The sequence below is a fragment of the Pseudomonas sp. GW821-FHT07G06 genome (assembly GCF_058986625.1).
In genome coordinates, this window is sequence record NZ_JBYSVW010000012.1 from 14,900 (window position 1) to 36,104 (window position 21,205).

Sequence of the window (21,205 nt, forward strand, 5' to 3'; positions counted from 1 at the left end):
TGGCTGAAGGCGTTAGAAAATTATTGACCTCTCATGCCAATTATTTGATCTTTGACGACATGACTACATTGATCAGATCAAGCTCGTTGACCGGATTCCGTGAGGTGGCAAGCCAGCTCGGCGGGCAAGCCGACCTCATGCTCGAGCGCTTCCGCATCCATCCGGACGTGTTGATGGACGAGGAAGCACGGGTACCGTTGCGCTCGCTGGTCGGGCTGCTGGAGTTTGCCGCCCGAGAGCTCGATTGCCCTGATTTTGGCCTGCGCATGGCCGAGTACCAGGACTTGCACGTCCTGGGGCCGATTGCGGTCATCGCTCGAACGTGCGCAACGGCGGGGGAGGCGTTGGAGCAAATCATCCGTTTTATCGGCTACCACAGCCCGGGCATCCAGCTTGATCTGGACCTCAGCGAGAACCACGCGCCGCGCCTGTTGATCGACATCCGCCTGTCCGGACCGACCCCGCGACGGCAAATGGTGGAGCTGGCAATGGGGGTGGCGCATAACGGTATGAAGTTACTGTATGGCGACAACTTCGTTGCCCAGGCCGTTCTGTTTTCCGCCAATCACTCAGTGGCTCAAGCACGGTACCGGCGCTATTTCAAAACCGCGGTGTGCACCGGTCAATCCTGCAACGCCCTGGTACTTCGTGACGAACAACTCAATCAGCGGATTGAACAGCAGGCCCCCTACCTGCATCGCGCACTGGAGCAGTATTTCCAGCAGTTCGACTTGCAAGCGACGTCGGATGTTGTCAGTCAGGTCGAGCGCCTGGTCCTGCGCATGATGCCGATCCAGCGTTGCCGTTTGCCATTGATTGCCGAGCAACTGGGCATGCACGTGCGCATGTTGCAGCGAAGGCTGGCGGAGCAGGGGCGAAGCTTCGATGAAATAGTCGAGAGCCTGCGGCGTGACCGTGCCGACCACTATCTGGCGGAGCGGCACATGCCGATGTCCCAGGTTGCCGGTCTGCTCGGCTATAGCGAACAGAGCGTGTTCAATCGCGCTTGCCAGCGCTGGTTCTCCATGTCGCCGGGAGCCAGGCGCCGTCAGTTGTTCGAATGAAGCTTTATCGATCTTCGCGCGGATCCTGCTGGCTGGAGAAATCTTAACCGTCACCGCTATTGCGAATCACAGCCTTTAGCCAGCGCCGCAGCCGCAAGACTTTGGGAGACATTTCATTGCCATTGAGACACAGCAAGCGGTAAGCCGACACTCGCTCCAGCTTCTCCTTGAAAGGCAGGACCAATTGGCCATTCTTCAGGTGCTTTTCGATAAGCCCCAGCGGAGCCATCATCAATCCGTGACCGTCAATGGCCGCCTGCAGGCCATCACTCAGACTTTCAAAAAGTAGCTCACGCTGTGGCGGGATATCCATGCGTCCGGCGGCTTGATTCCAAAGTGTCCAGACGCCAGGCGCCTGGGCTAGCGCAATGCGAGGGATACTTTCGATGCGCTCCCCGGCAACAAGTCTTGCCGCTATTTGCGGTGCACAGACAGGCGCACCGGAGACATCCGCCAGTTTTTCCGAAAATACGTTGAATCGGGTTTGCGTGGTGTGGCGAATGGCGATGTCCAGCTCGCGGGCTTCCAGATCGGCCACTCTGGATGAAAACTCCATATGCACGGTGATATCCGGGTTCTCACGTTCGAACTGCGCCATGCCCGCACTCAGGTAGGTCGCCGCGAAACTGGGCGCCACACTGATGCGTAAAGGGCTGGTGTCACTGGCTTGTTTGACCGCCTGAAGCCCGATAGAGATCTCGGCCAGCCCGCGGCTGACGTGCAGCTGCAGCTTGCGACCGCTTTCGGTCAATTCGATTTGCCGATTGCGTCGAACAAAAAGCGCCACACCCAATACGCCTTCCAGCCTTCGTACCTGGTGACTGATTGCCGAAGGCGTCAGGTGCAGGAACGTCGCGGCCTCTTGAAAGGAGCCCAGCCGCGCAGCGGCTTCAAAAGCATTGAGCGCGGGTAGTTGTCGCACGCTTTCCGCAGGGATGAGGATCTTCTTTTCGCGTGACATTTTGTCATCCAAGTAAAACCAATGTCGTTTGTCGAGCTCACGACCCCGCTCGTACTGTTGTTCACGAGATCGATGATCCGAGGCGCACCTATGCGCCCCGGAACACGCCACGACCAATACCACGAGCGGGGTAAGAACATGAATTCATTTCTGTTGCAAAGGCCATTGGAAGTGCCTGTCGGGTCCTTCGCCGGGCTATTCCTGGAGCGAATCCAACGCTACGCAGACAACCCGGCGCTGATCGACGGGCTGAGCGGTGAACAACTGACCTATGCCGAACTGTCCCGGCATGTGCGTGTACTGGCCGGCAACCTGATCGAGCGCGGTCTGGAGCCAGGGGAGGTCACCGCCATCATCGCGCCGAACAGCATCTGGTTCCCGGTGGCTCTGTACGGTATAGCCTTCGCCGGCGGCGTGTATTCCACACTCAATCCCATGTCCTCACCAGAGGACGTGCGAGAACTCCTCAAGCTGGTGGGGGCCACGCGTGTGATCGTCACCCCGCAAGTCTTCGAAAGGCTACGCGACACCTTGATCACGTTGCCGCTGAAAGACATTTTCGTGCTGGGTGAGTCCGCGGGCCTCACGCCGTTTTCCTCGTTGCTGGAGGGCAAGCCTCTGGCTGAAGAGCGCTGCCGTGATCTGCAAAAAGACCTGTTGGCCCTGATGTTCTCCAGTGGTACCAGCGGCTTCCCCAAGGCGGTGATGCTCAGCAATCGCAACTACGTCGCGGCGACCGAGCAGGTGACCGCCGCCGAGGTTTTCCGCAGGTCCGACACCATCCTGGCGGCACTGCCGTTCTTCCATATCTATGGACAGACCAGCTTCATAGGCTCGGCACTTTCTCAAGGAGCGCGCTTGATCGTGCTGCCCGCTCTCGACCTGGAAGTGACTTTGCGCGTGATTCAGGATTACAAGATCACTGTCGCTCCGGTCGTTGCACCCGTTGTGTTGCAGTTTGCCAAGCATCCATTGGTCGATCACTTCGACCTGTCGAGCCTGCGGCTGGCCATTTCCGGTGCCTCGCCCATCAGTGCCGACCTGCTGAAGAGCGCCGCCGATCGATTGAAAGTACCGGTGCTCAACGGCTGGGGCCTTACCGAATCCACCACCACCGGCGCTGTTTCCGAGCCAGGTATGCCCAAAGAGGCCGAAGGTTCGGTCGGCCGGGTGATGCACGGCATTGAGGTGCGGGTCGTGGAAATCGGTGGCAACCAGGACGTGGCGCCAGGTACGGATGGCGAGCTGCTGATACGTGGTCCCAATGTGATGCTCGGCTACTTCAACAATCCGGCGGCAACCGCCGAAACGATTGATGCGCAGGGCTGGTTGCGAACCGGAGATGTAGGCCGGATCGATGAGCACGGCAATCTGCGAATCATCGACCGCGCCAAGGAGTTCATCAAGTTCAAAGGCTTCCAGATCAGCCCGGTCGAACTCGAAAGTGTGTTGTTGATGCACCCCGCGGTGGCCGATGCCGGCGTCGTGCCCAGTCCTGATACCGAATCCGGTGAGGTGCCCAAAGCCTTCGTTGTGCTGCGCTCACCTGTGACAGAAGCCGAACTGATCGACTTCGTCGCACAGCGTGTAACCCCCTACAAGAAACTGCGCGATATCGAGTTCATCGACGCCATTCCGAAAAACCCGGCAGGGAAAATCCTGCGGCGGATCCTGGTACTGCGTGAGCGTGAAAAACGCGAAACCCATGCCGCGTCCGGCGACCGTCTTGAGGATCGGGTCGTAGTGACACGCCACGGTAATGTGCTGTCGATCTGCCTGGACCGTCCGCGCAAGATGAATGCCTTTGACCGCGACATGTTCATCGGCCTGGCCAAGGCCATGGCGATCTACGAAGACGATCCAAGCCTGCGTTGTGCGGTGTTGCATGCCAATGGCCTGGTCTTCACTTCGGGCATGGACATCGTCAGCACTGCGCCTCTCGCCGCACGGGGAGAGTTGCGTATCGGCGATCCATCGCTGGTGGATATGCTCGAAATCGACCCGGCCGTTCGCCGCCGGAGCAAACCGGTGGTTCTCGCTGTTCATGGCAAGTGCATGAACCTGGGGGTGGAGCTGGCGGCAGCGGCGGACATTGTTATCGCCGCGCAAGATGTCACGTTCATTCAACGCGAGGTGGCAGTCGGGTTGTTCCCGTTCGGGGGTGCCACCGTGTTCTTGCCGGCAAAAATCGGTCTCGGTAACGCGCTTCGCTACATCCTGACGGCGGAGGAGTTCGATGCTCAGTCCGCTTGCCGTATGGGGCTGGTGCAAGAAGTCGTACCGCAGAACCAACTGATGACGCGCGCTTTCGAGTTCGCACGGCTGATTGCGCAGAACTCACCGTCCGGTGTTAAAGCAGCGCTTGCGTCGGTGCGCCTGGCCCGTGAAAAAGGCCCCGAGGCGGCGCTTGCAACACTGCTCAGTGAAGTCGCCCGGTTGACCGGCGCAGAAGACTTCAAGGAAGGTGCTGCGGCCTTCCTGGAAAAACGAGCGCCGAACTTCAAGGACGCGTGAGCGCCACACCTGAGGCATTGAATCCTTTGCAATAGAAGGGGGAGCGGCTACGCGACAAGCGTAGCCAAACCCATTTGCCGCCTTTCAATCACTACACAAGGACCTCGGCATGAGTGCCCTGAATATTGCCCAGCCCATCGTTCCCCCCGCCATGCAATCCTGCTTCGAGCACCAACGCTCCGCCTACCTCGCCACGCCCGAGCGCAGCCATGCCCAGCGCGTGGAAGACCTCAAGAAGTTGGCGCGGATGCTGAAAGACAACCGCCAGGCACTGATCGAAGCGATCAACCGGGACTACGGCAACCGCTCCACCTTCGAGACACTGTTCGCCGAGTTTTTCGTCGTGCTGGGAGATATCAAGTCCACCATCAAGCACTTGAAGAAGTGGATGAAACCGCAGAAGCGCCACATCGATCTGATGGTCTACCCCACCTCCAGCAACCGTGTCATTCCCCAGCCGCTGGGTGTGGTCGGCGTGATCGTACCCTGGAACTTTCCGCTGCTGCTGTCGTTCGGGCCACTCTCCGCCATCTTCGCCGCCGGCAACCGGGCGATGGTCAAGATGTCGGAAAACTCGAACAATCTGACGCGTCTTCTGATGTCCATCTCACCGAAATACTTCCCGCCGCAACAGCTTCAGTTCTTCGAAGACAGCGGCGCCAATGGCTCGGTGGGCCCGGCTTTTTCCTCGATCTCCTTCGACCATCTCTTCTTCACGGGCTCGGGTCAGACCGGACGCGCCGTGATGGCGAATGCTGCGCGCAACCTGACCCCGGTGACGCTGGAGTTGGGCGGAAAATCACCCGCCGTGGTCGCACCGGATTTCCCGATGACCCTGGCCGTCGATCGCATCATGTGGAGCAAGGCCTTCAACGCGGGCCAGATCTGCACCAACGTTGACTATGTCTTCATTCCCGCCGGCTCCGAGGCGGACTTCGAGCGCGAAGCCCAGCGGGTAATAGCCGAGCGCTACCCCGATATCAATCATGCCGATTACACGTCCATGATCGACCAGCGCGCCTATGACCGCATGCAGGCCACGCTGGATGACGCTGTGGCCAAGGGCGCGCGGGTGGTCAATCTTTTCCCCGACCAGACGCCAGACAAGACCCTGCGCAAGTTCCCGCTGACCCTGGTGTTCGACGTCAGCGACGACATGGTCATCATGCAGCGCGAGATCTTCGGCCCGCTGCTGCCGGTCAAGACCTACACCACTCGCGAAGAAGTGGCTGGTTACGTCAACAAGCACGACAGGCCCCTGGCACTGTATCCCTTCACCAGGGACCGCGCCCTGCAGGACTACTACGTGACCCACATCATGTCGGGCGGCGTATGCATCAACACCGCGCTGCTGCACGTGTCTCAGCACGACATGCCCTTCGGCGGCGTCGGCGCCAGCGGTATGGGCCATTACCACGGTTACGAAGGCTTTCAGACCTTTTCCAAAATGCGCCCCGTCTATCGTCAGGGCTTCTTCGCCGCCACCAGGATGATGCTGCCGCCCTACGACAAAGGACCGCTCAAGCCCAACAAGCTGATCGAACTGATCATCAAGTTGAAGGGCTGAAGCCCTGCGTACCTGACTGTTCCATAACGTCTTCAATGGAGTTTTCCATGCCCCTCTATGAATGCCAGACCGTCAAGGGAACGCTCAGCGAGCGTCAACGCCAATCGCTGGCCGAGTCCATCACATCCATTCACACCAGGGAGACTGGCGCGCCGGCCAGCTACGTGCACGTGCTGTTCAAGGAGCTTGAAGCGGGAAGCGCATTCACCGCCGGCCAAGTTGCGACCCCCGCGATAATCCGCGGCCAGATACGTGCAGGAAGATCACAGGCGACGCGCCACGCCATCCTGCGCGCAATCACCGACGTTTACATGGCAGTCACCGGGGCCGATGCGAATGCAGTGGTCGTGGCAGTGGTCGACATTCCCGCTTCATGGGCCATGGAAGGCGGTCATATTTTTCCGGAGCCGGAACAGCCCCCTGAAGTGGCCTGACACGCTTTGCTGAGACGAAAACATTTGCGCATTTTTTGACGGCCGATAATTTTGCGACCGTCGTAGGCGCCCCTTACAAAAAAGGAAGCACTCATCATGTCCAACGAAAACCCCCTGTTGATCACGCGTCACGGCGCCGTTATGTCCATCAGCATCAATGACGCACCGATCAACCGAATGAGCTTCGCTTTCATCGACGCTCTGGAAGCAGCGGTTGAAGAGGCCGCCACCGATTCAAGTGTACGTGCCCTGCTTTTCACGGGTGAAGGCGAGGCCAATTTCTCCGTCGGCATGGACCTCAAGGAGGCGATGCGCGAGGTTCCAGCCCGCGGTGGTTGGGACACCGTGCTCGACCAGCGCCTGCGTGTTCTGGCGCGCATCGAGTCCCTGGGCAAGCCGTCGGTTGCCACTATGTTCGGCTACTGCCTGGGCGGTGGGCTCGAATTGCCCCTGGCCTGCCATTTCCGTCTTGCCGCCGATACTGGCACGCAGATAGGTCTGCCCGAGATGGATCTGGGAACCGTGCCGGCATGGGGCGGTTCGGTGCGCCTGACTCGCTGCATTGGTCGTGACAACGCGCTCGATATGGTGCTGCGTGCCCGCAGGATTGACGGTCACGAGGCCTTGCGCATGGGGCTGGTGCGTTCCGTTCATCCAGTCGCCGAACTCAAGACAGCAGCGATGGCACTGGCGCAGGAACTGGCTGAGAAGGCGCCACTGGCCGTGGACGGTGTACTGCGCTGTATCGTAGGCGCCGACGAGAGGACACTGGACGAAGGACTGCGTGTAGAGCGCAAGGCTTTCCTGCACTGCGCGGCGAGCAAGGATCAGGCTGAAGGTGCGCGCGCCTTCTTCGAAAAGCGCAAGCCGGTATTTACGGGGAATTGACCTTATGAGGGGTGGCCACTCCCGGTCACCCCCTTGTTGCTGCACATTTTGATCATTAAGTTGTCAGTTACGGTCATTGAGCGACGGCGTCGCGACTCTTAGTCTGTCGAACATGACTGACGGGGGCCGTAGAGCTCCTGCACTTTCCGTGATCGATCGATGTGGAGTTACCGATGACCGCCGCTCAATACCCGCACCTGTTGGCTCCGCTGGACCTGGGTTTCACCACGCTGCGCAATCGCACCCTGATGGGTTCGATGCACACGGGCCTTGAGGAGAAACCGGGTGGTTTCGAACGCATGGCGGCGTACTTTGCCGAACGTGCCCGTGGCGGTGTCGGCCTGATGGTCACCGGCGGTATCGGCCCGAACGACGAAGGTGGCGTGTATTCCGGTGCGGCCAAGCTGACGACCGAAGAAGAGGCGCTCAAGCACCGTATCGTCACCCGTGCCGTTCATGACGCGGGCGGCAAGATCTGCATGCAGATCCTCCACGCCGGCCGTTATGCCTACAGCCCGAAACAGGTTGCACCCAGCGCCATTCAAGCGCCGATCAACCCATTCAAGCCCAAGGAGCTGGACGAAGAGGGTATCGAGAAGCAGATCAGCGATTTCGTTACCTGCTCGGTACTGGCGCAAACCGCCGAGTACGACGGTGTGGAAATCATGGGTTCCGAAGGTTATTTCATTAACCAGTTCCTCGCCGCCCACACCAACCACCGTACCGACCGTTGGGGCGGCAGCTATGAAAACCGCATGCGCCTGCCGGTGGAAATCGTTCGCCGCGTGCGTGAAGCGGTCGGCCCGAACTTCATCATCATTTTCCGTCTGTCGATGCTCGACCTGGTCGAAGGCGGCAGCACCTGGGAAGAGATCGTTCAACTGGCCAAGGCCATCGAGCAGGCCGGCGCGACCATCATCAACACCGGTATCGGCTGGCACGAAGCGCGGATTCCGACCATCGCCACCAAAGTGCCGCGTGCGGCGTTCAGCAAGGTCACGGCCAAGCTGCGGGGTTCGGTGAATATTCCGCTGATCACCACCAATCGCATCAACACGCCGGAAGTCGCCGAGCAGATCCTGGCCGAGGGCGATGCCGACATGGTGTCCATGGCGCGGCCATTCCTCGCCGACCCGGATTTCGTCAACAAGGCCGCTGAGGGTCGCGCTGATGAGATCAACACCTGCATCGGCTGCAACCAGGCCTGCCTCGATCACACCTTCGGCGGCAAGCTGACCAGTTGCCTTGTGAACCCGCGTGCCTGCCACGAAACCGAACTCAATTACCTGCCCGTGCAGCAACTGAAGAAAATCGCCGTGGTCGGTGCCGGCCCTGCCGGTTTGTCCGCCGCGACCGTGGCGGCCGAGCGTGGCCATCAGGTGACGCTGTTCGATTCGGCCAGCGAAATCGGCGGTCAGTTCAACATCGCCAAGCGCGTTCCGGGCAAGGAAGAGTTCTTTGAGACCATTCGCTATTTCAATCGCAAGCTGCAGACCACCAACGTCGAGGTGTGCCTGAACACCCGCGTCGACGTGGCACAGCTGGTCGAGGGCGGCTACGACGAGATCATCCTGGCCACCGGCATTGCGCCGCGCGTGCCGGCGATTCCTGGCGTGGAAAACGCCAAGGTGCTGAGCTACCTGGATGTGATCCTGGAGCGCAAACCGGTCGGCAAGCGTGTCGCGGTGATTGGTGCTGGCGGTATTGGCTTCGACGTCTCCGAGTTCCTCGTTCATGAAGGTGTCGCTACCAGTCAGGACCGCGCCGCGTTCTGGAAGGAATGGGGCATCGATACGCACCTTGAGGCACGCGGTGGTGTTGCCGGTATCAAGGCCGCACCTCATGCGCCGGCCCGCGAGGTGTTCCTGCTGCAACGCAAGAAGTCCAAGGTCGGCGACGGCCTGGGCAAGACCACCGGCTGGATCCATCGCACGGGTCTGAAGAACAAGCAGGTGCAGATGCTCAATAGCGTTGAATACCTGAAGATCGACGACGAAGGCCTGCACATCCGCATCGGCGAAACCGGCGAGCCGCAGGTGCTGCCAGTGGACAACATCGTGATTTGCGCCGGGCAGGACCCGCTGCGCGAGTTGCATGAAAGCCTGGTGGCGGCGGGGCAGAGCGTGCACCTGATCGGTGGCGCGGACGTCGCGGCAGAGCTGGATGCCAAGCGGGCGATCAACCAGGGTTCGCGGTTGGCGGCTGAGTTGTAATACGCATCGTTTGGGGGCACACACAACCTGTGGCGAGGGAGCTTGCTCCCGCTGGGCCGCGAAGCGGCCCCAAATCGGTAGGTCCGGCACATCAGAAGTATCGAGTGTTCCGGGTTTGCGCCTGCTGCGCAGGCGAGCGGGAGCAAGCTCCCTCGCCACAAACCGGGTGATAACATGCCGGCTCTTCACCCAGAGCCGGCATTGATGCTTCTCCCTCCCGACACCTGGCTACCCCAGGCTCCCCTCGAACCCCTTCAACTCGACTGGCTCACCCACGCCGGCATCGAAGTGGCCATCCTGCGTCTGGATCAGATCGATCCGCTGATCAGCGGCAACAAATGGTTCAAGCTCATCGAACACCTGAAGACCGCCGACCGCGCGGGGGCCGAAGGCATCATCAGTCTCGGTGGCGCGCATTCCAATCACCTCCATGCGTTGGCGGCGGCGGGCCAGCGTTTCGGCTTTGCCACTGTCGGCCTGTTGCGCGGCCACCCTCAGGAAACGCCGACCGTGAGGGACTTGCAGGCATTTGGCATGCAGTTGCACTGGCTGGGTTACGGCGGCTATCGGGCGCGACACGAGGCCGGTTTTTGGCAGCCATGGCAAACGCAGTATCCGACATTGCATCCGGTGCCTGAAGGTGGGGGCGGATTACCCGGCGCACGAGGGTGCATGCAGTTGCGGGCGCAGGTTTGTGCGCAACTGGCTGGATCAGGCTGGAGTGATTACGACGGCTGGTGGCTGGCCTGCGGAACCGGCACGACCCTCGCGGGGCTGGTGCTGGCCGAAGCCGGTGATCATCCGGTTTACGGGGCGTTGGCGGTACCTGACGATCATGGGGTGGCGCAGCAGGTCGAGCGGATCGTGCAGGAGGCCGGAGTGGTCGATGCGGCGTATGAGCTGTTTGAGGCCAGTCGCGGCGGCTTCGCGAAGGTCGATCCGCTGCTGCTTGAGTTCATTGAAAAGACTGGGCAGGCCAGCGGCATTCCCCTGGAACCGCTGTATACCGGAAAAGCGCTGCTGGCACTCAAGCAGCAAGTCGAAGCGGGCCGATTCGCCCAAGGTACACGACTGATCTTCATCCACACCGGCGGCTTGCAGGGGCGGCGAGGGTTTGATTCACAAGCCTGAAACGCACCGCAAATCAATGTGGGAGCGAGCTTGCTCGCGATGAGGGCATTGCATTCAGCACATTTGTCGACTGACACACCGCCATCGCGAGCAAGCTCGCTCCCACATTTTGGGTTGCCGTCAAGTTCAGGTATCGCGGGTTCCGCCTTTGGGCGTCATCCGCAGCAAGGTGTTATCGCCCACCACATAGTGGTGATACAGCGCGGCCACGGCATGCAGGCCGATCAACCAATAGCCGATCGTGCCGCCGAGCTCGTGCCAGTCCTGGAGTTGTTTGCCCAGCTCCTTGTTTTCGGCTATTGGCATCGGCAGGTCGAAACCGTAGAACATCACCTGGTTGCCTTTGGCGCTGGTGACCAGCCAGCCGAGAATCGGCGTGACGATCATGAAAATGTACAGCGCCCAGTGCATTAGCCGGGCCAGCGTCGTTTGCCACGGTGGCGAGGCGGGGAAGACCTGCGGCGCCGGGCCGAGACTGCGTGCGAACAATCGCAGCCAGACCAGGACGAATACGGTCAGGCCGAGCATGAAGTGTGATTCGACGATCAGCGTGCGCCCGCCACTGCCCTTGGGAAAGAGCCCGCGAAACTCGATACAGGCGTAAACCAATGCCAGCAGGACCAGCATCAACCAATGCAGCGTGATCGATACGGTGCTGTAGCGCGACTCGGAGTTTTTCCACGGCATACGGTGTTCCTCAGAGGTCCGGTTTAAAGCCACCGCTCTTGTCCGACGGTGTGCCTTAACTGTAATCCTGTTTCACCGGGTTTGCCTGAGGGGATCGATTGCTCGTTGCTCTGGATCAGGTAATTGACGGCAAAAACGCATCGGCCCCTGTAGGAGCTGCCGCAGGCTGCGATCTTTTGATTTTCCGGTCGCCAATGACGCCGAAGATCAAAAGATCGCAGCCTGCGGCAGCTCCTACAAGGGCTGTGCGGTTTTTAGCTTGATTGCGGCATTTCGCCGTTGGCCAAGCGCTTGTTGATGTCGGCGATCACCTGCGGCAGATCGGTGATGGTGTCGATCATGTAGTGCGGGCGCGAATCTGCGAACATCCCATGGATGCGCTTGCGCTCACTGTCCAGTCGGTCGCTGTCCAGCGCGCGATAACCTTCGTAATCCAGGCCCAGGGCGTTGCCCGAACAGATCAGCGCCACGGTCCACATGCCGGCGCGGCGACCTTCGAGAATGCCCGGCACGGTGTCATCGATCTTCACGCACGCGGCGACATCGTCGATGCCCAGGGCGATGACGTTGGCCAGCGCCTGGGCCGGCCATGGACGGCCATTCGGGACTTCATCGGTGGCAACCACGTGATCGGCCACATAGCCGTTGGTAGCAGCCAGTTCGACCACCTTGTCCATGACCTGTTTCGGATAACCGGAGCAGGAGCCGATCTTGATCCCTTGCTCGCGCAGGTTGGCGATGGTCTCCAGAGCGCCCGGAATCAGCGCCGAGTGTTCGGCGATTTTTTCGATCTGCAGCGGCATGAAACGCTGGTAAATCGCAGTGACGTCGTCGTCGGTCGGCGTGCGGCCGAAGACTTTGCGATAACGCTCGGCAACTTCCGGCAGATTGCACAGGGTGCGGATGTGGTCCCACTTGCCCATGCCCATCGGACCGCGGGCTTCTTCGATGGACACCTGGACGTCGAACTCGGCGAACGCCTCGACGAAAATCTGCGTAGGGGCGAAGGAGCCGAAATCGACCACGGTGCCGGCCCAGTCGAGGATGGCGGCCTGGAGTTTGCTTGGGTTGGCGTAGTTCATGGTGATCTGAATCCTGTAATAACTGGCTATTTAGGAAAACTGTTCTTTGTGGGAGCGAGCCTGCTCGCGAAGGCGGTATATCTGCCGACATTTATATTGAATGTCAGACTGCATTCGCGAGCAGGCTCGCTCCCACAGGGGATCGGGGTGAATCAGATCTCCAGCACTTCCATCTCGCGCAACACCTCGCCAATCGCGGCCACGGCTTCGCGCATCTCGGCCGGTTGCACATGTCCGATGCAGCCGACGCGGAAGGTTTCGACCTGGGTCAGTTTGCCGGGGTAGAGGATGTAACCCTTGGCCTTGACCCGCTCGTAGAATTCCTTGAACTGGTAGCGAGGATCTTTCGGGGCGTGGAAGGTGGCGATGATGGGCGCCTGAATGGCCGCTGGCAGGAAGCTGCGCAACCCCAGGTTGCCCATCTCTTCCATGAGTGCCTGGCAGTTGGCGGCGTAGCGTTCGTGCCGGGCCGGCAAGCCGCCTTCTTCGTTGTATTGCAGCAGGGCTTCGTGCAGCGCCGCGACCACGTGGGTCGGCGGGGTGAAGCGCCACTGGCCGGTCTTGGCCATGTAGGCGTGCTGGTCCTGCAGGTCCATCGCCAGCGAATGCGAGTTGCCGGCGGCGCTGGCCAGGGATTCTTTGCGAGCGAAAACGAAGCCCATGCCAGGCACGCCTTCCAGGCATTTGCCCGAGGCGGCGATCAGGGCGTCGAACGGCACTTGTTGCGCGTCCACCGGCAAGGCACCGAAGGAGCTCATGGCGTCGATGATCAGGCGCTTGCCGTGTTGTGCGACGACCTGGGCGATCTCCGGCAGCGGATTGAGGATGCCGGTGCTGGTTTCGCAGTGAATCAGGGCGACGTGGGTGATGCCGTTGTCGGCACGCAGCAGGCGGTCGACGTCGGCGGCGGTGGTCGGTTCGTCTTCGGCGGTTTCGAAGGTGCTGAAGGAACGGCCCAGCACTTCGCAGATTTTCGCCAGGCGTTTGCCGTAGGCGCCGTTGATCAGTACCAGAACCTTGCCATCGCGAGGCACCAGGGTGCCGATCGCTGCCTCGACGGCGAAGGTGCCACTGCCTTGCAAGGGCACGCAGTGGTGGGTGGCGGCGCCGTTGACGATCGCCAGCAATTGCTCGCAGAGGCTGGCGGTCAGTTGATTGAAGCGGTCATCCCATGAGCCCCAGTCGATCATCATCGCCTGACGGGTGCGGGCCGAAGTGGTCAACGGGCCGGGGGTGAGCAGGATGGGTTCGGCAGCACTCATTTTCGTGTCCTCGCAATCGATGGGGTGAAGCTACGGGGCTTAAATTGCAATTTGCCGTGTTATCAATCAAATTGTTTATTGTTATGCCAGCCATCAGTGAGGTTTATTCATGAACCTGTTTCAGCTCCGCGCCTTCGATGCCGTGGCCCGGGAAGGCAGCTTTACCCGGGCGGCGGCGCGGCTGTTCATCAGCCAGCCGGCGGTCACCGGGCACATCAAGGCGCTGGAAGAGCACTACCAGATCACCCTGCTGCGCCGCACCGCCCGACGCGTGGAACTGACGGAGGAGGGCACCAAGCTGGCGGCGATCACCCGGGCGATGTTCGGCCTGGCCGAAGAGGCGCAGGTGATGCTCGAAGCCAACCGGCAATTGCTGACCGGGCGCCTGGAGGTGGCGGCGGACGGCCCGCACATGGTCATGCCGATGCTTGCCAGCCTGCGCGCGCGCTATCCGGGGATCACGGTGAACCTGCGCCTGGGCAACGCCCAGGAAACCCTGGCGGCGCTGCTGTCCGAACATGCCGACGTGGCGGTGCTGACCGAAGTCGAGCCGCGCAAGGGCTTGCATCTGCAGGCACTGAACGAGTCACGGATTTGTGCGCTGGTGCCCGACGGGCACCCATGGGCGCAGAAGACCCAAGGCGTGCAGCTCAGGGAGCTGGATCAGGTGATCATGGTGCTGCGCGAACCGAGTTCGATTACCCGGCGCACCTTCGATGAGGCTTGCGCCCAGGCCAGGGTCAATCCGCGGGTGCTGCTGGAACTGGACAGCCGTGAAGCGGTGACCGAGGCGGTGGCCGCCGAGCTGGGGGTAGGGGTGGTGTCGTCGGTGGAAGTCAGCCACGACCCGCGAGTGGCGGCGGTGCCGATCATTGGCGAGGGATTGGTGAACCGGCACATGATCGGGTGCATGGAGCGGCGGCGGGATTTGCGATTGATTCAGGCATTCTTCGGGTTGGCGCCGAATCTGAATTGACCCATTCCCCTGTAGGAGCTGTCGAGTGAAACGAGGCTGCGATCTTTTGATCTTGAAAGTCAAAAGATCGCAGCCTCGTTTCACTCGACAGCTCCTACAGAGAGTTAGTCGAGGCTTTCTCGCACCATCTCAAGAAACGTCGCCACGATTCGCCGCGAACTCTGCTCGCGCAAGCACACCAGCGTTTCAGTCAGCCGCCGTTTGCAATCGGTAATCGGCAACGAGCAAACCCGTGAGTCGGCGCCGAACTCGGCCGCCGACACCACGCCGATGCCAATCCCGACCACCACCGCTTCACGAGCAGCTTCGCGGCCTTCAACCTGGATCGCCGGACGAATGCGGAACCCGGCGCCGGCCATTTCCTCCTCCAGGGTCTGGCGCGTCACCGAGCCGATTTCCCGCAGCACCAGCGGTGTGTCATCGAGGTCGGCGAGGGTGATGGATTCACGGTCGGCCCACGGATGATTGCGCGACACGAAAGCCACCATCGGGTCATTGCGCAGGGGCAGGGAGATCAGGCGTTCGTCACTGACCTCACGGCCCAGCAACGCCAGGTCGGCCTGATAGTTGAACAGTCGAAACAGCGACTCATCGGTGTTGCCGGTTTCGATCTTCACGCTGATCCCGGGGTAGCGTTCGCAGAATCGGGCAATCTGCGGCAGCACGTGCACCGGCGCATCCACCGCCAGAATCAGGCTGCCGGTCTGCAGGGCCTGGGACTCCTGCAGCAGTTCCTGGGCTTCGGCCTCAATCACAAAAAGCCGCTGGGTAACGCTCAGCAGGCGTTCGCCCAGATCGGTCAGGCGCACCGAACGCTTGTTGCGGTGAAACAGCAAAACACCGTAGCGCTCTTCAAGTTTGCGCACTTGGTCGGAAATCGCCGGTTGCGTCAGAAATAGCCGCTCGGCGGCTTTGGTAAAGCTTCCATGTACCGCAACGGCATGGAACGCTTTGAGTTGGGCGTGGGAAACCGACATCGATATCTCCGGTAACAAGCAAAGCTTATTTTGGAAATACGATAAATCGATTTCACTTATTAAACAGTAATTGTTTTTATCACTCTCAGCCCCGCTGACCGGTCAGTCGAACCGCAGCGGGTGCCATGAGCCTGGGCGTGCAAAACAGGACTCATCTGACCGGTATCCGCCGTAGGGACAGGGCGATATCGCAGTGCTCAACAATAAAAAAACAGGCGTTTGCTTCCAATTCTGCCGGCACACTCACACCCTGAGGTCAGAACCACAATGAACAAGCACATCGGCACCATCAAGCGTTGGCGCGTGCAGATCTTCGCGATCACCTGGCTCGCCTACGCCGCTTTCTACTTCACCCGCAAAGCCTTCTCGGTGGCCAAACTCGGCATCGCCGAAGACCCGACCTTCATGCTCGACAAAATGGCCATGGCCAACCTCGATGCCATCTACCTGACGGCCTACGCCGTGGGGCAGTTCACCTGGGGCATCCTGGCCGACCGCTTCGGTCCGCGGGTGGTGGTGCTGGGCGGGTTGCTGATTTCCGCTGGCGCGGCGCTGGTGATGGGCAACTTTGCGACGTTACCGATTTTTGCTACCTGCATGCTGATACAAGGCTTGGCGCAGTCCACCGGCTGGTCGGGATTGTGCAAGAACCTGGGCAGTTTCTTTCCCTCCGAACAGCGCGGTCGGGTATTGGGCCTGTGGAGCTCCTGCTACGCCTTTGGCGGGCTCGTGGCCTCGCCGTTTGCCGGCTGGTGGGCGTATACGCTCATCGGCACCTGGCATGCGGCGTTCATTTCCAGTGCGGCGGTGGTTGGGCTGGTCGCCGTGCTGTTTTTTATTTTCCAGCGCAACAAACCGGAGGACGTGGGCTTGCCGGCTGTGGAGCCGGAGCCCGAACTGACCGCTGAAGAAACCCTTGCCCAAAGCAAAATCAGTATCTGGGTGCCACTCAAGGAAATCCTGCGCAATCGCACGGTACTGGTGCTGGGGCTGGCGTACTTCATGCTGAAACCGGCGCGCTACGCGATCCTGCTGTGGGGACCGGTGATCGTCTTCGAACAGATGCCTTCGGTGGGCAAGGTCGGTGCGGCGATCATTCCAACCTCCTTCGAACTGGCCGGATTGCTCGGGCCGATCATGATCGGCCTGGCCTCGGACAAACTGTTCGGCGCCCGGCGCATGCCGGCTTGCGTACTCAGTCTGTTGGCACTCACCGTGACCCTGGCACTGTTCATGGGCGCCCTGCATACCGGCAGTGTGGTCCTGGTGGTGGCGCTCTTGTTCGTCATGGGCCTGACCCTCTACGGGCCGGACTCGATGATCAGCGGCGCGGCGGCGATCGATTTCGGCACGGCCAAGGCCGGTGCGACGGCGGCCGGGTTCGTCAACGGTTGCGGTTCCGTCGGGGCGGTGCTCGGCGGATTGCTGCCGGGTTACTTCGACTCGGTCACCGTGTTCATTGTCTTCGCCGGCTGCGCGATGTTCTCGGCGCTGGTGCTGATCCCGCACTGGAACAGTCGCCCCGGCGGCCTGAAAACCAACCATCCCTCCGTGCCCAACCGGGCGATGAACATCAAACCCCTGCGTACCTGAGTCCTGTTCCTCGTCGCCGATGTGTACATCGGCGGCGGTTACACCGGGCCGTGGACCGCGATCATGCTCAAGGACGGTGGAGCAGCCAGTCGAACAGCAGGCGGGTATCGCCCCGGGGTTCACGGGGCGGTGGGCTCAGAGGTTGTGGCCGAGGGCCCAGCGCCGTACAGAGCACCGGGCGATCCGGGTCACTGTCGAGGAAAATCACCTGTACTTCACTGCCGGCCACGGGCAAGCGGGACGGATCGATCCAGTCCTCGGCGGTGGTCAGCGCCAAGGGCAGCCACAGGCCGCTGGACAACGACTCTGTGGCTGAGTGTGTGGTGGGCCAGAGGTTCACCCGAATCCGGCCATCCTCGTTCACCGTCGGCGGTTGTCCGACCGGGCCGCACACCTGGCCGGGCTGATACCCGGGGATGCTCGGCCGGGGTTGTTTAAGCGCGGGCCTGAACACCGTCGACCAGGGGATGGCGCTGAATTGATTGCGATAACCCGGGGCCATGCCCGCTGAGTCGTCGAGCAGAATCGATGGCTGGCTCCCCTGATGGCTTGTTTCGGTCACCAGCCATTGATCATTGAAACTCGCCAGCGGATGCCCGGCCACCTGCACGATCCGGCCGCTGCGTAATGCGCCCAGGTTGCTTTGACCGTGTATTTGCAGGTGCCGGCACCGCAGGCGTTCCAGTTGTCGCCGGCTGAGTTGGTCGCGATGCTGCTGTTCGCGCGCGAGAACCGGTCTGGCCGTGGTGAACGAGTGATTGGCTGCGCCGTCGCTGATGTCCGCTGCACCAGGATTGCTCGCACCCGGGCGTACAGGGGGGAGCGAAGCATCATGGCGCTGGAACAGTTCGCTGATCACGGGTTCGTGATCGTCGACTGCGTCGCTGCGCAGCGGCATGAGCAGCGGCTCCTGGGGGAAACTCAGGCTGTCATCGGCCAATACCAGCACATGGCCATCGCGTTGATGCTCGAAGTGGTAGTGGATGCCTTCTTCCTCGCACAGTCGTTGCAACAACGCCAGGTCGGTTTCTTCGTACTGAATGCAAAAAGGGCGCAGGGGATAGTGCCCGGTTGCCAGTTCAAAGCGATAACTGCTGGCAGGCAACCCATGTTCCTCGAGTAACTGGCGCAGGATCATGGGCACGCTGGCGCGCTGGAAAACCCGTCGGCGGCGTTGCTGCTCCAGCGCCTGGAGACGGGACACCAGCACCAGTTTGTAAGCGACCCGGTGTGCGCTTCGGTGCTCACTACCGGCGCTGTGCAGCACGCCATGTATGCCTTGGTCGTGGCCGAACTCGAGGAACGCCGGCTGGTGCAGCAATCGTTCAAGGTTCAGGGCCGGTGCCAGGCCGATGACCTCGATGTCGAATCGATAAGGCTGGTTGAGTGCTTCATGACCGCTGAAACGGACCACCTGGAAACTCAGGTCGTCATCGAGGAGCGTCAGGGTGGTGGGACTTTCCTTGTCGTTGTGCATCGAACACGCTGCCGCCGTTGAATAGGGTGCAAAGCGTACGAAACCCCGGCGCATTGCGGGCAGGCTAAAGCGGCATTTCAGAATCCCCCTACAACCGCTGGTGAAGATGTCGATGTCAGTCGGGATTTTTTGGTCGATTGCCAACTTTAGGCCGTATAAACTTGCGCAAAGCGTCGGCCAATGGTTGTCTCGACGCCACAGATGTCACAGATAAGAGAGTGAGAAATGGGCGCACAGTGGAAGGTTAAACACAAAGAAGCGGCAGCCAATGCCAAGGGCAAGATCTTCGGCAAACTGGTGAAGGAAATCACCATTGCTGCGCGCAACGGCGCTGATGTTGCGACCAACGCGCACTTGCGTCTGGTCGTTGAGCAGGCCAAGAAAGCTTCGATGCCCAAGGAAACACTGGATCGCGCCATCAAGAAGGGCGCGGGCCTGTTGGGCGAGACCGTGCAGTACCATCGCGTGACCTATGAAGGGTTTGCTCCGCACCAGGTGCCGTTGATCGTCGAGTGCGTGACCGACAACATCAACCGCACCGTTGCCGAGATCCGCGTGGCGTTCCGCAAGGGCCAACTGGGCGCTTCCGGTTCGGTAGCCTGGGACTTCAACCATGTCGGCATGATCGAAGCGTCGCCGGACACCCCGGACGCCGACCCGGAAATGGCCGCCATCGAAGCCGGTGCGCAGGATTTCGAACCGGGTGAAGAGGGTGCAACCCTGTTCCTGACCGAACCGACCGACCTCGACGCGGTACAGAAAGCCCTGCCGGAACAAGGCTTCACCGTGCTGTCGGCCAAACTGGGCTACCAGCCGAAAAACCCGGTCAGCGGCCTGAGCGACGAGCAGATGGCGGAAGTCGAAGCGTTCCTCGAAGGCCTCGATAACCATGACGACGTGCAGGATATGTTTGTCGGCTTGGCGGGTTAAGTCTTTGTGTCAATGACGGTTCTGTTGTCTGTCAGACCGTCATCGCGAGCAAGCTCGCTCCCACAGGTTTAGCGCTGTCCCTGTGGGAGCGAGCTTGCTCGCGAATGACCGCGCAGCGGTCACAGATTTTTCAGTTGCTCCACGACTTCGCTAAACCCCGGCCGCTCCAGCACCTGCGGCTGACAGCAACGCCGCTGCAGATCTTCCAGCACCCCACGCCGTTCATCGCTCAACCCCGAGTCGATCCGCGCCAGCAACTCCCCCAGCAACACCCCGAATGCCCGCACCTCGATCCGCTGCAAGGCACGGCTTTCCAAGGTGTCGGAAGTCGCATGGAACGACGCCGCACCAAAGTCCCCCAGCAAGCAATCTCCCTGCTCATTCCACAGGATATTGTGCCCGTAGAGGTCGCCGTGGGTGATGCCATGGCTGTACAGGTGTTCGGCCACCGAGGCAATGCCCGAGGCAATGCGCAGCGCCACGGCCGCACTGAAGCGCAAGTCGTCGGGGTAGATGTCGCGGCTGCACGACGCCAGGCTCGGCAGTGCGGCGAGGTTACGGTAACTCGGTGCGATCAGTTGCATCACCAGCCCGGCGGTTTGCTGCGGGTGATCGACAATCCGCCCCTCGACGCGGATCAGGTTCGGGTGCAGGCCGGCGGTGATGCAGGCGTTCATCTCGTGCAGCGGTGAACCATCGCTGGTCATTTCGCCCTTGTAGAGCTTCACCGCAACGGCCATGGGCGGCTGCTCAGCCGGTTGCCAGACGGCCTGATGAATCACCCCGGACGCACCTTCGCCGAGTTTTTTCTCCAGGCGCAATGTCGACCAGTCAATGCGCGGTGTCGCGTCGAGAGCCGCGGCGTCGGCTTCGGTTTCCAGCGGGTTACCGGCGTACGCCAGCCAGGTCAGGCTCGGCAACTCCAACAGCCATTGCGGCAGCTCGGTCAACTGGTTGGCGGCAATGCGGATCAGCTCCAGCCGAAGGCACTGACGCAACGACTCCGGCAGCGCGTGCAAACGGTTGCCGGCGAGCATGAGCTTTTGCAGGAATGGCCGCTCTCCCAACTCGCTCGGCAGCGTCTCGATGCAGTTGTCGGTCAGGATCAGCCAGCGCAGCAGCGGTGGCAGTGCCGCAGCGGGCACGTGGGCGATGCGGTTGGCCTTGAAGCCGATCATCGTCAGTGCGGCGCATTGGCCCAGGCAGGCCGGCAACTCGGTGAAACGGTTATCGGAACAGAACAGCACGCGCAGACGGGTCAGGCGATGCAAGTCGTCCGGCAGGGCGCTCAAGGCATTGCCGCTGAGGTTGAGTACTTCCAGCGAGTCCGCCAGATCGAAAATTTCCCGAGGGAATTCGCTGAGGCCGTCGACCAGATCCAGCCGCGTGATACCTGACAACTCGCCGGCACGCAATTGAGCAAGGGTATGCATGAACAGATTCGCCATT

Annotated in this window: 17 protein-coding genes; 10 read left to right on the top strand and 7 right to left on the bottom strand. The window is 60.9% G+C overall.

From position 1 onward, the window contains the following. Positions 1 to 104 precede the first annotated feature (104 nt). A complete protein-coding gene (locus AC3WJW_RS20120) occupies positions 105 to 1,064 on the top strand; it encodes an AraC family transcriptional regulator (RefSeq protein ID WP_458373101.1) in 960 nt (319 codons plus the stop codon). Between the two features lie 43 nt (positions 1,065 to 1,107). On the opposite strand, the gene AC3WJW_RS20125 is transcribed toward AC3WJW_RS20120, so the two are convergent. After that, entirely contained in the window at positions 1,108 to 2,025 is a 918-nt protein-coding gene (locus AC3WJW_RS20125; RefSeq protein ID WP_493727113.1) for a LysR substrate-binding domain-containing protein, read from the bottom strand. A 138-nt stretch (positions 2,026 to 2,163) separates the two neighbouring features. Here AC3WJW_RS20125 and AC3WJW_RS20130 point away from each other — a divergent pair, with 138 nt between their 5' ends. The 6 genes from AC3WJW_RS20130 (at position 2,164) to AC3WJW_RS20155 (ending at position 10,772) form a co-directional block, all read left to right on the top strand. After that, complete coding sequence (locus AC3WJW_RS20130) at positions 2,164 to 4,539, top strand: crotonase/enoyl-CoA hydratase family protein (RefSeq protein ID WP_493727114.1); 2,376 nt, start codon at positions 2,164 to 2,166, stop codon at positions 4,537 to 4,539. 109 nt (positions 4,540 to 4,648) lie between these two features. Further along, positions 4,649 to 6,106 (top strand): coniferyl aldehyde dehydrogenase, encoded by a 1,458-nt coding sequence (locus AC3WJW_RS20135; RefSeq protein ID WP_493727115.1) that lies wholly within the window; start codon positions 4,649 to 4,651, stop codon positions 6,104 to 6,106. Positions 6,107 to 6,153: 47 nt separating this feature from the next. Then, positions 6,154 to 6,540 (top strand): tautomerase family protein, encoded by a 387-nt coding sequence (locus AC3WJW_RS20140; protein ID WP_493727116.1) that lies wholly within the window; start codon positions 6,154 to 6,156, stop codon positions 6,538 to 6,540. Between the two features lie 96 nt (positions 6,541 to 6,636). Continuing rightward, a complete protein-coding gene (locus tag AC3WJW_RS20145) occupies positions 6,637 to 7,428 on the top strand; it encodes an enoyl-CoA hydratase/isomerase family protein (protein WP_493727117.1) in 792 nt (263 codons plus the stop codon). Between the two features lie 173 nt (positions 7,429 to 7,601). Further along, complete coding sequence (locus AC3WJW_RS20150; protein ID WP_493727118.1) at positions 7,602 to 9,641, top strand: oxidoreductase; 2,040 nt, start codon at positions 7,602 to 7,604, stop codon at positions 9,639 to 9,641. Between the two features lie 204 nt (positions 9,642 to 9,845). Beyond that, a complete protein-coding gene (locus AC3WJW_RS20155; protein WP_493727119.1) occupies positions 9,846 to 10,772 on the top strand; it encodes a 1-aminocyclopropane-1-carboxylate deaminase/D-cysteine desulfhydrase in 927 nt (308 codons plus the stop codon). Positions 10,773 to 10,898: 126 nt separating this feature from the next. On the opposite strand, the gene AC3WJW_RS20160 is transcribed toward AC3WJW_RS20155, so the two are convergent. The 3 genes from AC3WJW_RS20160 to AC3WJW_RS20170 all read right to left on the bottom strand — a co-directional run bounded on the left by AC3WJW_RS20160 (position 10,899) and on the right by AC3WJW_RS20170 (position 13,803). Beyond that, positions 10,899 to 11,459: a cytochrome b gene (locus AC3WJW_RS20160; protein ID WP_493727120.1), complete on the bottom strand. Its 561-nt coding sequence runs from the start codon at positions 11,457 to 11,459 to the stop codon at positions 10,899 to 10,901. Between the two features lie 254 nt (positions 11,460 to 11,713). Further along, positions 11,714 to 12,541, bottom strand: coding sequence for a phosphonoacetaldehyde hydrolase (gene phnX, locus AC3WJW_RS20165; RefSeq protein WP_493727121.1), 828 nt, complete (start codon positions 12,539 to 12,541; stop codon positions 11,714 to 11,716). A gap of 152 nt (positions 12,542 to 12,693) precedes the next feature. Further along, a complete protein-coding gene (locus AC3WJW_RS20170; RefSeq protein ID WP_493727122.1) occupies positions 12,694 to 13,803 on the bottom strand; it encodes a 2-aminoethylphosphonate--pyruvate transaminase in 1,110 nt (369 codons plus the stop codon). Positions 13,804 to 13,912: 109 nt separating this feature from the next. Here AC3WJW_RS20170 and AC3WJW_RS20175 point away from each other — a divergent pair, with 109 nt between their 5' ends. Further along, positions 13,913 to 14,779, top strand: coding sequence for a LysR substrate-binding domain-containing protein (locus tag AC3WJW_RS20175; RefSeq protein WP_493727123.1), 867 nt, complete (start codon positions 13,913 to 13,915; stop codon positions 14,777 to 14,779). Positions 14,780 to 14,883: 104 nt separating this feature from the next. On the opposite strand, the gene AC3WJW_RS20180 is transcribed toward AC3WJW_RS20175, so the two are convergent. Then, complete coding sequence (locus AC3WJW_RS20180) at positions 14,884 to 15,756, bottom strand: LysR family transcriptional regulator (RefSeq protein ID WP_493727124.1); 873 nt, start codon at positions 15,754 to 15,756, stop codon at positions 14,884 to 14,886. 267 nt (positions 15,757 to 16,023) lie between these two features. Here AC3WJW_RS20180 and AC3WJW_RS20185 point away from each other — a divergent pair, with 267 nt between their 5' ends. Next, positions 16,024 to 17,349: an MFS transporter gene (locus AC3WJW_RS20185; RefSeq protein WP_493727125.1), complete on the top strand. Its 1,326-nt coding sequence runs from the start codon at positions 16,024 to 16,026 to the stop codon at positions 17,347 to 17,349. Between the two features lie 67 nt (positions 17,350 to 17,416). On the opposite strand, the gene AC3WJW_RS20190 is transcribed toward AC3WJW_RS20185, so the two are convergent. Next, positions 17,417 to 18,826, bottom strand: coding sequence for a type VI secretion system Vgr family protein (locus AC3WJW_RS20190; protein WP_493727126.1), 1,410 nt, complete (start codon positions 18,824 to 18,826; stop codon positions 17,417 to 17,419). Positions 18,827 to 19,051: 225 nt separating this feature from the next. Here AC3WJW_RS20190 and AC3WJW_RS20195 point away from each other — a divergent pair, with 225 nt between their 5' ends. Next, on the top strand, positions 19,052 to 19,756 hold the full coding sequence (locus AC3WJW_RS20195; RefSeq protein WP_007976978.1) for a YebC/PmpR family DNA-binding transcriptional regulator: 705 nt from the start codon (positions 19,052 to 19,054) through the stop codon (positions 19,754 to 19,756). A 119-nt stretch (positions 19,757 to 19,875) separates the two neighbouring features. On the opposite strand, the gene AC3WJW_RS20200 is transcribed toward AC3WJW_RS20195, so the two are convergent. Further along, a complete protein-coding gene (locus tag AC3WJW_RS20200) occupies positions 19,876 to 21,189 on the bottom strand; it encodes a leucine-rich repeat-containing protein kinase family protein (RefSeq protein WP_493727127.1) in 1,314 nt (437 codons plus the stop codon). Positions 21,190 to 21,205 lie beyond the last annotated feature (16 nt).